This window comes from Azonexus sp. GW821-FHT04F04 (genome assembly GCF_059420025.1).
This window is the reverse complement of record NZ_JBWKSX010000004.1, coordinates 172,615-185,312: the sequence shown is the minus strand read 5'-3', so window position 1 is coordinate 185,312 and position 12,698 is coordinate 172,615. Positions and strand designations below refer to the sequence as shown.

The 12,698-nt window shown below is 64.4% G+C and carries 6 protein-coding genes; 4 read left to right on the top strand and 2 right to left on the bottom strand.

Features of this window, described 5'->3' with window-relative positions:
* Positions 1 to 32 precede the first annotated feature (32 nt).
* The 4 genes from AC07TV_RS10235 (at position 33) to AC07TV_RS10220 (ending at position 7,348) form a co-directional block, all read left to right on the top strand.
* Positions 33 to 1,166, top strand: a complete 1,134-nt coding sequence (locus tag AC07TV_RS10235) for an efflux RND transporter periplasmic adaptor subunit (protein WP_494648286.1) — start codon at positions 33 to 35, stop codon at positions 1,164 to 1,166.
* A gap of 70 nt (positions 1,167 to 1,236) precedes the next feature.
* Positions 1,237 to 4,299 (top strand): efflux RND transporter permease subunit, encoded by a 3,063-nt coding sequence (locus AC07TV_RS10230; protein ID WP_494648285.1) that lies wholly within the window; start codon positions 1,237 to 1,239, stop codon positions 4,297 to 4,299.
* A gap of 269 nt (positions 4,300 to 4,568) precedes the next feature.
* Positions 4,569 to 7,010: an ATP-binding protein gene (locus AC07TV_RS10225; protein WP_494648284.1), complete on the top strand. Its 2,442-nt coding sequence runs from the start codon at positions 4,569 to 4,571 to the stop codon at positions 7,008 to 7,010.
* A 71-nt stretch (positions 7,011 to 7,081) separates the two neighbouring features.
* Positions 7,082 to 7,348 carry a hypothetical protein gene (locus tag AC07TV_RS10220; protein WP_494648283.1) on the top strand — a complete coding sequence of 89 codons (267 nt, stop codon included), beginning with the start codon at positions 7,082 to 7,084 and terminating at the stop codon, positions 7,346 to 7,348.
* A 20-nt stretch (positions 7,349 to 7,368) separates the two neighbouring features.
* On the opposite strand, the gene AC07TV_RS10215 is transcribed toward AC07TV_RS10220, so the two are convergent.
* The gene (locus AC07TV_RS10215; protein WP_494648282.1) at positions 7,369 to 11,010 is read right to left on the bottom strand and encodes a translocation/assembly module TamB domain-containing protein; all 3,642 of its coding nucleotides are present in this window, start codon (positions 11,008 to 11,010) and stop codon (positions 7,369 to 7,371) included.
* A gap of 7 nt (positions 11,011 to 11,017) precedes the next feature.
* A complete protein-coding gene (locus tag AC07TV_RS10210; protein ID WP_494648281.1) occupies positions 11,018 to 12,697 on the bottom strand; it encodes an autotransporter assembly complex protein TamA in 1,680 nt (559 codons plus the stop codon).
* Position 12,698 lies beyond the last annotated feature (1 nt).

The window sequence follows — 12,698 nt, the reverse complement described above, 5'->3', positions numbered from 1 at the left end:
CGACGATTCCCGCGGTCGACACAGGTTTTTGCATGAAATCCAATATATTGGGCCCGCTTGCCGGGCGAAAAACGTACATTGCGCTGGCTATTGCCGCCCTGGCAGTGGTCGGCGCTTTCCTTTTATCGCGCTCGGATGAATCGAAACCGGCCGAAACAGCCAAGGCGGCCGCCGCCCGGCCGGCGCTGACGGTCACCCTGACCACCCCGCAAAAACTCGAGTGGCCGCTGGTGCTGCCGGCCAACGGCAATGTCGTCGCCTGGCAGGAAGCGGTGATCGGCGCCGAAATCGCCAATTACCGGATCACCGAAGTGCGCGTCCAGGTGGGCGATACGGTCAAAAAGGGGCAGGTGCTGGCGCGCATCGCCAGCGACACCGTGGCCAGCGAACTGGCCGAGGCCCAGGCCTCGGTGGCCGAACTCGAAGCCAGCGTCGCCGAGGCGAAAGGCAATGCCGAGCGGGCGAAGGAGTTGAAGGAAAAAGGCTTCTACAGCTCGCAGCTCAACACCCAGTACCAGACGGCCCAGCACACGGCGCAGGCACGCCTCGCCGCGGCGCGGGCCCGGCAGCGGGGGGCTGATCTGAAAATGAGCAAGACCGGCGTTGTGGCGCCCGACGATGGTGTGATTTCGGCGCGCAGTGCGACGGTCGGCTCGCTGACCCAGTCGGGGCAGGAGCTGTTTCGCCTGATCCGCGGCGGCCGGCTCGAGTGGCGGGCCGAGGTGCCATCGGCCGATCTCGGCAAGATCAAGGTCGGCGTCGTCGCGGCGCTCACGGCGCCGGGCGGGGAAACGGTCAAGGGCACGGTGCGCACGGTGTCGCCGAGCGTTGATCCGCAAACGCGCAACGGGCTGGTTTATGTTGATCTGCCGGCGACTTCGGCCGTCCGGGCCGGCATGTTCGCGCGCGGCGAATTCGCGCTGGCGGAAAGTCCGGCGCTGACGCTGCCGCAATCGGCCGTCGTCCTGCGCGAAGGTTTTGCCTATGTTTTCCGGATGGAGGGCGAGGATCGCGTGGCGCAGGCCAAGGTTGCGCTCGGCCGCCGTGGTGGCGAGCGCATCGAGGTGGTTTCCGGGTTGGAACCGACGGCGCGCGTGGTGGCGACGGGGGCCGGCTTCCTGGCCGATGGGGACATCGTCAAGGTGGTCGACGGGGTTGCAAAATGAGCCGTTTTTTCCGGTTGACCGTGGAAGTCCGCTTGGCTGCTGTGAAGATTGAGATGAAGGGTGTGACGCGATGAACGTTTCGTCGTGGTCGATCCGCAATCCGACGCCGGCCATCCTGCTCTTCCTGCTCCTCACGCTGGCCGGGATCATGGGCTTCAAGGCGATGAAGATCCAGCAGTTCATGGACATCGAATTGCCCAACGTGATCGTTACGGCCAGCCTGCCCGGCGCCGCGCCGGCCCAGATGGAAACCGAGGTGGCGCGCAAGATCGAGAATTCGGTGGCAACGCTGCAGGGCATCAAGCACATCTACACCAAGGTCCAGGACGGCACGGCGACAGTAACCGTCGAATTCCGCCTGGAAAAGCCGTTGCAGGAAGCCGTCGATGACGTGCGCGATGCCGTTTCACGCATCCGCTCCGACTTGCCGGGCGATCTGCGCGATCCGGTGATCAGCAAGATGAACGTCTCCGGCTCCCCGATCCTGACCTATACCGTCGCGTCGAGCCGTATGGACGACGAGGCACTGTCGTGGTTCGTCGACAACACCGTCAGCAAGGCCATCCTCTCGGCGCGCGGCGTCGGCGCCGTGTCGCGGGTCGGTGGCGTGGCGCGCGAAATTCGCATCGAACTTGATCCGGCAAAAATGCTGGCGCTCAACGTCACGGCTGCCGACATCTCGCGCCAACTCAAGCAGATCCAGCAGGATGCCTCGGGTGGCCGGGCTGACGTCGGCGGCATCGAGCAGTCGGTGCGCACCATTGCCACCGTGCAGAGCGCCGACGAGTTGGGCAGCATGGACATCGTGCTGACCGACGGCCGGCGCATCCGCCTCGATCAGGTGGCGACGATCAGCGATACCGTCGGTGAACAGCGCACTGCCGCCCTGCTCAACGGCAAGCCGGTCGTCGGCTTCGAGATCACGCGGAGCAAGGGCGCTGGCGAAGTCGAGGTCGCTGACAGCGTCAAGGTCGTGCTCGACAAGCTGAAAGCCGATCATCCCGATATCGAAATCACCGAAGCCTTCAATTTCGTCGATCCGGTCATTGAAAACTACGAAGGCTCGATGAAGCTGCTTGTCGAAGGCGCCATCCTCGCTGTGCTCGTCGTCTGGCTTTTCCTGCGCGATGGCCGCGCCACCTTTGTTTCGGCCGCCGCGCTGCCGTTGTCGGCCATCCCGACTTTCGCCGCGATGTACCTGATGGGCTTCACGCTCAATGTCGTCACCCTGCTCTCGATGTCGCTGGTCGTCGGTATTCTGGTCGATGACGCCATCGTCGAAATCGAAAACATAATGCGCCACCTGCGCATGGGCAAGACGCCCTACCAGGCGGCCATGGAAGCAGCCGACGAAATCGGCCTGGCGGTTATCGCCACGACCTTCACCCTGATCGCCGTCTTCCTGCCCACGGCCTTCATGGGTGGCGTCGCCGGCAAATTCTTCGTCCAGTTCGGGTGGACCGCAGCTGTCGCCGTCTTCTTCTCGCTCGTCGTCGCCCGCATGCTGACGCCGATGATGGCCGCCTACATCCTGCGTCCGGTGACGCACGACGAGCCGACGCCGCGCTGGCTGAAGTATTACGAAGGCTGGGCCACCTGGTGTCTCAAGCACCGGATCATGACCATGCTCGGTGCGGCCTTCTTCTTTGTCGGTTCCTTCATGTTGGTGCCGCTGTTGCCGACCGGCTTCGTGCCTGCGGACGACGTGTCGCAAACGCAAATCTACCTCTCCCTGCCGCCCGGCGCGACGCTCAAGGAGTCTGTCGCCATTGCCGAGCAGGCCCGCCACATCGCCGAGGCCAACGAGCACGTCAAGCTGGTGTACACCGCCGTCGGCGGCGGCAAGGCCGGCAGCGATCCGTTTGCTGCCTCGGGGGCTGCCGAGGTGAGGAAATCAACGCTGACCATCAACCTGACACCGCGCAACGAGCGTTCGGGCATCAGCAAGCAGGCCATCGAAGACCAGTTGCGCGAGGCGCTCAGCGTCATCCCCGGCGCCCAGATCAAGGTCGGCCTGGCCTCCGGCAACGCCAAATACGTCCTCGTCCTGGCCAGCGAGAATGGCCCATTGCTCACTGAACACGCCCGTCTCGTCGAGCGCGACCTGCGCACCATTCCCGGCATCGGCGGCATCACGACGACGGCCAGCCTGGTTCGCCCGGAACTGGTCATCCGCCCCGATTTCGCCCGCATGGCCGACCTCGGCGTGACTTCGGCGGCGATTGCCGACACCCTGCGTATTGCCACGGCCGGCGATTACGACCAGGGTCTGGCCAAGCTCAACCTGACGCAGCGTCAGGTGCCCATCGTCGTCAAATTACCGCCTGAGGCGCGCACCGACCTTGCCCTGCTCGCACGGCTGACCGTACCCGGCAAGCACGGCCCGGTCATGCTCGCCAATGTCGCTACAGTCAGCATTGCCGGCGGCCCGGCCGAGATCGACCGCTACGACCGCCTGCGCAACATCAATTTTGAAATCGAACTGAACGGCCAGCCGCTTGGCGAGGTGGAAGCCCAGGCCCTGGCCAAACCCAGCCTGACCAACCTGCCGCCCGGCGTCATCCAGACGACGGTTGGCGACGCCGAGGCGATGGGCGAACTGTTCGCCAGTTTCGCGCTGGCCATGGCCACCGGCGTGCTCTGCATCTACATCGTGCTGGTTTTGCTCTTCAAAGACTTCGTCCAGCCGGTGACCATCCTCGCCGCCCTCGTGCTCTCCGTGCCGGGCGCCTTCCTGGCGCTGTTCGTCACCCACACGGCGCTCTCCATGCCGTCGATGATCGGCCTGATCATGCTCATGGGCATCGCCACCAAGAATTCCATCCTGCTCATCGATTATGTCGTCCTCGCCCGGCGCGAGCACGGGCTGGATCGCTGGCACGCGCTGCTCGATGCTTGCCGCAAGCGGGCCCGGCCGATCGTCATGACCACCGTCGCCATGGGCGCCGGCATGATGCCGATCGCGCTGGGCATCGGCACCGACCCGAGCTTCCGGGCGCCAATGGCGATTGTCGTCATCGGTGGCCTGATTACCTCGACTTTCCTGAGCCTGCTGGTCATTCCGGTGGTGTTCACCTACGTCGATGACCTGATCGGGCTGGTTCGGGCACGATTGGGGCTCAAGCCGCACTAAGCATCGCGGCAGATGGGGGCGAACATCGGGATGTTGCGCGAGGCGTCATCGCCATGGAGATGATCGCCAGATACCGGTTATAGCGCCGTTCCTGTCGGGACGGTCTTGACTTTGGCGATGGGCGAGGCGAGCATCACGCTCCTTGTTCATCGGCAGGGGGCGCGTCTTGCGGCCGCCTTGCATGATGGGTCGATGCACGGCGCCAGTTGGTGAGCGAAATTCCTGCAAAAAAATACTCCGCTTTGTCACTCCGGCCGCAACTTTGGCTGATGCTGGTGTTTGGTCTGGGGCTCGTCTGGGCGATCGCCTGGTATGAGCTTGACCGTAGCCGGGCGGGTTATTTGCGTGAAGTCGAGAACTCGACCCGGTTTCAGGCTCAGGCCTTCGCCGAGAGCGCATTTTCGGCCATCAAACGCCTTGACCAGATGCTGCTCGATCTGCGAACCCAGTGGGATGGGCGCCCCGAGCGCTTCGCCGACCAGGTTAAACGTCGCCAGCAATACATGGCCGACATGGCCTTTCAGGTAGCCGTTATCGATGCCGAGGGCTGGTTGGCTTATTCCAATCTGTCGGTTGCCAGGGAGCGAGTGTTTCTTGGCGAACGCGAGCATTTCCGGGCGCACCTTGCTGGCGGCGACCGGCTGTTCATCAGCAAGCCGATCAAGGGTAAGGTGTCCGGCAAATGGTCCATCCAGTTCACCCGGCCAATCCTGGTGAACGGGCGATTGACGGGGGTGATTGTGGCTTCCGTCAGCCCGGGGTCGGTGGCAGCCTATAGTGAAAAAATCGCCCCGGAGGCGAGCAGTACCGTGGTTGCCGATAGCGGCGACATTGTCGCGCGCGAGCCCGGTTTCGAAAACGCCATGGGCAAGAAAATTGTCGGGGCTCCTTATCTGCCGCCGGATGCACCCTTGTCCGGCAGTTTCACGCGACAGGCTCAGGTGGATGGTGTCGAGCGGGTCTACGGGTTTTACCGACTGCCGGACTACGGCCTGAGTTTTGTCATCGGGCATGCCGTTGAGCAGGTGTTGATGCCCTTCTACAGTCACCGGCGGGTCGTGCTTGGCGCTGCTTCGGGGGTGAGCATCGTTTTCGCGGCCTTCATGCTGTTTCTGTTCCGTTCGCTGGCCCTGCGGGCCGAGATGGGGAAGCGCCTGCATGATAGCCAGGCGATGCTCGCTTCGGCGGTCGATACCATCGGCGAGGCCTTTGTCATTTACGATCAGGATGACCGGCTGGCGTATTCCAATGAACAGTATCGTCAGTATTACCGGAGCTCTTCCGACCTGCTGGTTGCCGGAAAAAGCTTCGAGGAAATCATTCGCACGGGGGCTGAACGCGGCCAGTACAAGGAGGCCATCGGGCGCGTAGACGAATGGATCGCCGAGCGTCTGGCCGCGCATCGCAGCGGCAATACGGAGATCATTCAACCGCTTGATGACGGCCGCTGGCTACGGATTCTCGAGCGCCGGACACCGGAAGGATTTACTGTCGGTTTTCGCATTGACGTAACCGAGCTTTACGCCGCCAAGGAGGCGGCAGAGGCGGCCAATCGGGCCAAGAGCAGTTTTCTGGCGATGATGTCGCATGAAATCCGCACGCCGATGAACGGCATCCTGGGCATGGCGCAACTGCTGCTGATGCCCGGGGTGTCGAATGACGAGCGCAATGACTACGCGCGCATCATCCTCAATTCCGGCCAGACCTTGCTGGCGCTGCTCAACGATGTCCTCGATCTATCGAAGATCGAGGCCGGCAAGCTGTCCCTGTCCGATGCGGTCTTCGACCCGAAACAAATCGTCGACGAAACCGTCAAGCTTTTTTCCGGGCCGGTCCACGACAAGGAACTGGAGGTTCGGGCGAACTGGCGTGGCGAAGCGGGCGCGCGCTACCGAGCTGACTCGATCCGGCTCCGCCAGATGCTGTCCAATCTGGTCAGCAACGCAGTGAAATTCACGGCGCATGGCTTTGTCGATATCGAGGCCAGCGAGGTCAGCCGTGACGAGCGCGGGGCGATCCTCGAGTTTTCGGTCAGCGACAGCGGAATCGGCGTTTCGTCCGGCCAGCAGTCACTACTTTTCCATCCATTTTCGCAGGCCGATAGCTCGACGACCCGTGAGTTTGGCGGAACCGGCCTCGGCCTTTCCATCGTCCGCCGGCTGGCTGAAATGATGGGCGGTGAAGTCGGCGTCGAAAGCCAGTCGGGGCTTGGGGCGCGCTTCTGGTTCCGGGTTCGCGCCGTGATCGTCGAAGCTGGCGAGGATGGTCGTCAGGCGACCCGAAATCGGGCACCCGACGTCAAGACCGCCTCGGCCAGCCAGATTGGCCGGGTACTGGTGGTCGAGGACAATCTGGTGAACCGCAAAGTGGTCGGCGCCATGCTCCAGAAAGAGGGTTTCGCTGTCTCGATGGCCGAAAACGGGCTGGAGGCGCTGACCGTCATTACCGGCGGCATGCACCCGGATCTGATATTGATGGACATGCAGATGCCGATCATGGACGGTCTCGAGTCTACCCGCCTGATCCGCGACTGGGAGCAGGAACAGGGATTGCCGCGCCGGCCCATCGTGGCGCTAAGCGCCGCAGCCTTCGTCGAGGATCGGCAGCGCTGCATGGCGGCCGGCATGGACGATTTTCTGGCCAAACCGATTAATCATGCCGAGTTGCTGGGCATGGTCGGCAAGTGGTTGGGCAACTTCCAGGCTCGTTGATGGCAAGCGTGAAATATGTCACTGCCCTCAAAAAAGGATGGCGCTAACCTGAGTCAACAGGAGGTGCTGTCATGACGATTACTGCAAGCGTAGCGTTTTTCAAGAGTGAATTTGTCGCGGCTTTGAGCGATGGCCGGAGCGTTGAGCGGCACGACTGGCGTGCCATGGCGCAGGCGCTTTATGAGCTTGGTGTTGACGATACCGCCATCAACTACGAATGGCACAATGGCCAGCGCATGATCACGGCCGGGCAGCAGGTGGCATTGCGGGCTGAAATTCGGCGTCTGGCCCATATGTCGGCTCACCACACCGTTAAAAACCACATCGCCGCGGCATGATCCGCCAGATTGTTTCGTTCTTACTCGACGACGGGCTTTTTTTCTGCACGCCCGAAGGTCAGCGTATAGAAAATATCCAGCGCGTTGTCGCTGCCGGCGCGGCCAATGACAGCGATTTGTCGCGTCAGGTTGACGGTCAGCTTGACGATGCCTTCGGCCCGACCCAGCGTCTGCTCGTAGGAAACAAGCGCGTTTGACGTCAGGCGTTTGCCGACGCTGAGAATCTGCTGGCCAGTCGTCCCGGCTGTGTCGATGCTGTTGCCGCCGGCCACGCGGCTGGTTGGTTGGCGCCCGCCGGTGTCGCCGATGTTGCCCTGACGAAGGCCGAATTCGTCGAATCCAAAGGTCTTTTTCAACTGCTGGACAACATTCCCTGAATCGTTGCCGAGCAGGCCGCCGGCTGCCGAGAAAAGCAGCGTCGCGTCGCCGGCGCCCATCTGTTCCGGGCCGTGGCCGAGGACAAGCCAGGCAAGTTTTTCGGCATCGGGCAATTCCGGGTCGGAGATCAGCTTGATGACCGGCCGTTGCGCCGAGCCGCTGATCTGGACGCCGGGTTCGACCGACAAACCCTTGCGCACGGCGCGGACATCGAGTCCGGGATTGTCGAGCAGGCCGTTGAAACTCAGGATGCCACGTTCAATTTCCAGTTTCTGGCCATAGGCTTCGAAGCGGCCGCTACGCGCCCGGATCGTGCCGCTGGCCCGCGGCAGGTCGCGGCCGTGGGCGGTAATCCGGATGCTGCCGGCCAGCCGGCTCGAAAGCCCGGCGCCATTGAAGAGGAAATTGCGGCCGAGGTCGGTGCTGACGTCGAGTTCGAGTTTCGGACGCAGGCTGGCCGCGGGCTTTTCCGTACCAGGGCGTTTGACCACCACGTCGTCGGAGAGTCGTGGCGTGCCGCTCGGGGCGAGTTGCCAGTAACCGGCGTCGACGGCCATTTTGCCGACGGCGCCGAGCGTGCCATCTTTGAGACTGAGCCGGCCGTTGCCGGAAACGGCGACCCATTGGTCGGGCAACTGGAAAGCGCCAAGGCGATCGAGTTTGAAGTCGAGAAAAGCGTTTTCGCCGGCACTTCCACGGTCAACCCGAATTTCGCCCGAAATTTCAAGTCGCCCCGGCTTGGCCGTCAGCCCGCTCAGGTCGTCGCGCGCATCGAGCCGGATCGCCCGCGGCATCGGCTGGAGCAGGCTATCGAAGCCGAGGCGATTGATGTGCAGCAGGTTGTCGCGCAGATCGACATCAAGTTCGCCGCGGGCCAGGTTGAGGCCTTGTTCGGGTAGGCGCAGTGCCAAGTTATCGCCGCGGAAGCGGCCGCTGGCCAGCGGCACGGCGGGTGTGCCGGCCAATTGCAGTTCGCCGTTGAGGCGTCCTTCGCTCTGCCAACCGTCGCCGATCAGTTCGGCCAGCCAGCCGAGGTCCGCGATGTCGGTCTTGAGCCGGCCCTGCCAGCGGGCGTTCTGGGCTAGCGACCAGGGGCCGAGCATGGCGGCGTTGAGTTCGCCATCGACCTGGCCGATACGGCTGCCCCTGGCGCTCAGCGTGGCGTGCAGTTGTCTGGCGTCGGCGCCCGCTTGCAGGGTAGCTTGCCAATCGAGCGGATCGCCGATGAATTGGGCCGGGCCGATGCTCCAGCCAGCGCCGGCCAGCTTGATCGGGGCCGGGGCGGCGAGGTGGAAATTGCGCGATTTGTCGGCGCTGTTCAGCTTTGCTTCGAGCAGGCGGCCTTGCCACTGGCTGAAATCGGCGCTCAAACCCCCGTCTACGGCGAGGTTCAGCAGATTCTTGCCGGCTACCTCGGCGCTGGCCGTCAGGCTGTGCGCCTGGTTGGTGCCGGCGCCGTGCAGGCGGATGCTACGCAGCAGGCCGGGCTGGTCCGGCATGTCGACGGCGGCGATGGCGAGATCGAGGCTCAGCGGCGAGCCGGCCTCCCCGGCGGCGTCGGCCTTCAGGCTCAGGCCGGTGAGGCGGGCGACGCCGGGCTGGCCAATTTTGGCGGCGTTAAGCTGGCCGGCGATTTTCGGTTGCTGCGCCGAGCCGGTCAGGGCGAGCCGGCCGGTGATGCCGCCGTCGAGGCCGTAGGGAGCGAGTTGCTGGGCGTCGAGGTCGACGACCACGGTGTCGCCGGGCTGGCCGAAAGCGCCCTTGGCCGTCAGGTGATTGGCGCCGGAAACGAGATGGATATCGATGCCGGGGATGTGCGGCCAGTCGATGTTGAGTTTGCCCTGACCGTTCAGCGGCTGACCGGCGACCCGGCTGTCATTGAGCGTGAAGCTGGCATCGACCACGGCACGCGGGTCGAGCCGGCCGTCGGCCTTGAAATTGGCGTTGATCTGCGCCGCTGGTACTTTGGCGAAGCGGCTTGGGTCGAAACGTTGCAGTTCGCCTTCGGCCGTGAAGGCGCGCGGCGTTTTTAGGTTGAGTTCGGCTTTGGCGCTCAGGCGGGCGTCACCGGCGGCGAGTTGGAGTTGCGGCAGGTCGATGCGCTGGTCGGCGTGGCTGGCCTCGACGAGCAGGGTAAAGGTGGCGTCTTTCAGATTGAGCTTGAGTTGCTGGCGCTCGGCGCCGACAAGACTTGAAATTTGGCCATTTAATCGGGTTGACCGTAGCGTCGAGACGAGTTGCGCAGCGTCGAGCCGGCTGGCGGTCAGCGCCAGTTTAAGGGCGCCGTCGCGCCATTCGCCGCTGCCGTCGAGTTCGCTGCCGCCGGGCAGGGTGGCGTGCAGGGTGGCGAATTTGGCGCTGCTGCCCTGCCAGTCGACCGTGCCGGCCAGCGTGGCGAGCGGCAGGCGCTGGCGGTCGAGGGGGCCGGGTTGATGGTTGGTCAGGCCGAAGCTGCCGACAATGCCGTCGCCTTGCGGTGCGATGTCGGCGGTGATGCTGAGTTTGGCTTGCGGCGCGCCGGGCTGCCAGGTGGCCGGGTCGATGTCTTCAAGCAGGAGGCGGGCGCTGGCGAAAGCGGCGTCGGCGAAGGGCGTGAGAGCGACCTCGGCCGTGCCGGCGACGCCTTGGGTGGCGACGGCGGTCAGCGCGATGCGTTCGAGCGGGCCGTTGGCGGTCAGCGCCAAGGCGAGCGGGCGCTCGTCGAGCTGGCCGGAAATCTCGGCGCTGGCGGCGAGCGGCAGGGGGGCGAGGCCGTCGAGGCTGGCGCGGCCGGTGATGGCGATGCCGCCAGTCAGGGCATGGACGTCTGCAAGCTGGTGCTGGCGGCCGTCGCTGCTGAAGCTGGCGGCGAGGTCGGTGGCGGTGAAGCCGTCGCCGACACTCAATTTCAAAATTGCCAGTTTTTTCGCGTTGACCGTGAAAGGCAGTTGCAGATCGATCGGCGCCGGTGTCGGCGTGTCGCTCGGGGTGGTGACGATGTGCAGGGTGGCGATGCTCAGTTCGGCGATGTCCAGTGTGCCGCGGAGCAGGGCTGACTGCGACCAGTCGAGGTGAATCTGCGTCGCCTCGATTTGCTGCTTGGCGCCTTGCCAGCGCAGTTGGCCGATGTCGATGTTGCCGAGCAGGCGGCCGCTGGCTTGTTCGATTCGCAGCTGGCCGGCGGTGGCGCTTTGGGCCAGGCCGATGGCGGTTTGCAGGCCGCTTTCGCTGGTCGTCAGCCAGCCGAGTCCGCCGATGACGGCGGCGCTGGCGAGGAGGGCGAAAAGGGTAAGGGGGCGTTTCATGTCACGCTTAGAACGGAATGGCCAGCGAGAAGTGCAGGTGCACTTCCTGGTTGCGTTCGCCGTAGGCCAGATCGACGCCGATTGGCCCGGCCGGGCTGCGCCAGCGGGCACCGAGGCCGGCGCCGACGGCGAGGCGGATGTCCTGCAGGCTATCGACCGCGTCGCCGGCGTCGACGAAGGCGGCGATGCCCCAACTGTCGTTGAGCCAGTGCGTGAATTCGGCGCTGGCGATGGCCAGGTAGCGGCCGCCGACTATCGCGCTGCCTTCCCGGATACCGAGGCTCTGGTAGGCGTAGCCGCGCACCGAGCCGGCGCCGCCGGTGCGGAACAGGTAATCCTGCGGGATGCCTTGGCGCGAGTCGGCAAAGGTGTAGCCGATTTCGCCGCGCAGATTGAGCGTGTCGGCGTGGCCGAGCGGGATGTAGTGCTGGACACGGGTGTGCAGCCGAACGAAGTTCTGGTCGGAGAGCGCGGCCTTGGCGCCGCCGCCGATCTGCACCTGGACGACGGAACCGTCACGCGGGTCGAGCAGGTTGTCGATGTGGCGCCAGGTCCACACGCCATTGGGGACCAGCGCCCGGGCGGTTTGCGGGCTGGCGCCGCTGGCTTCGCGCTTTTCTTCCTGCCAGTTGAGCGACAGGCGCTGTTCGACGATGCCGCGTTGCTGCACGGTCTGCGCGCCAAAAGCGTAGCGTTCGGTTTTCAGTCCCTGGATGTCGGCGGCTTCAGCCATGATGCCAAAGCTGTGCCGGCGGTTGCGCGCGTCGGGCGGCAAAAAGACGTCGCTGTAGGCGGTCTGTCTTTTCTGCTCGAGGCGCAGGCCGGTATCGAGCGCCCAACCGCGGTTGAGCAGGTTGGGGGTGTGGTAATTCACCTCGACCCGGGCGCCGGTGTTGGAACTGGCGCCGGCGCCGAACGAGACGCGGTGCGGCGAACGTTCGCGGACGCGGACGAGGACGGGCGCCGTCGCCGTGCCGTCCGCATTGACCACGGCCGCCTCGCGGTCGAGCGTGGTCTGCACCGAGGAAAAATAGGGGGTCGATTGCAGCATGCCCTGCAGCGCGTTGAGCCGGTCTTCGCGGTAGGGCTGGCCGGCCTGCACGGCGCGGTTGTAGCGCGCGATGAGGTCGGGCGGGTAGTTTTGCAGGCCCTCGACGCGAATGTTGCCGAAACGGTAGCGCAGGCCGGCGTCGTAATGAGCGCTCAGGTCGGCGCGGTGCGTTTCGGCGTCGATGCTGGCTTCGCTGTCGACCAGTTTGGCGTCGGCGTGTTCGACGGCCAGCAGGTCAGCCAGGATTTGCTGCTTGGCTTCATTCCAGTCGGCTTGCCGGAATGGCTGGCCGACCGGCAGGCCCCAGCTGGCGATGAGGTCGGATTTCGTTTTTGGCTCAATTTTCCCGTCGACCGTGACATTGACGCTGGCGATGGTCGTCCGTGGCCCGGGATCGAGATTGAGCGTCAGGCCGTCATCGTTTTCGGTGAAATTGAATTCCGGCGAAAAATAGCCCTCGGTGGCGAGGATTTCGCTGAGCTGCCCCTGCAGCCGACGCTGGTTGCCGGCTTCTTCCGGCAACCAGGGAGCGAGCAGTCTGTTGATGTCATTTGGCGCGTGCACAGTCAGCTCGCCGGCCATCAGCGGCGTGGCGATGGTGAGCAGGACAAGAAGTGGCAGGCGGCGGGTGATCACG

What these genes read in the sequence shown, in the direction of transcription:
- AC07TV_RS10235 (WP_494648286.1), top strand. Translation starts at nt 33, where the DNA reads ATGAAATCCAATATATTGGGCCCGCTTGCCGGGCGAAAAACGTACATT.
- AC07TV_RS10230 (WP_494648285.1), top strand. Translation starts at nt 1,237, where the DNA reads ATGAACGTTTCGTCGTGGTCGATCCGCAATCCGACGCCGGCCATCCTG.
- AC07TV_RS10225 (WP_494648284.1), top strand. Translation starts at nt 4,569, where the DNA reads ATGCTGGTGTTTGGTCTGGGGCTCGTCTGGGCGATCGCCTGGTATGAG.
- AC07TV_RS10220 (WP_494648283.1), top strand. Translation starts at nt 7,082, where the DNA reads ATGACGATTACTGCAAGCGTAGCGTTTTTCAAGAGTGAATTTGTCGCG.
- AC07TV_RS10215 (WP_494648282.1), bottom strand. Translation starts at nt 11,010, where the DNA reads ATGAAACGCCCCCTTACCCTTTTCGCCCTCCTCGCCAGCGCCGCCGTC.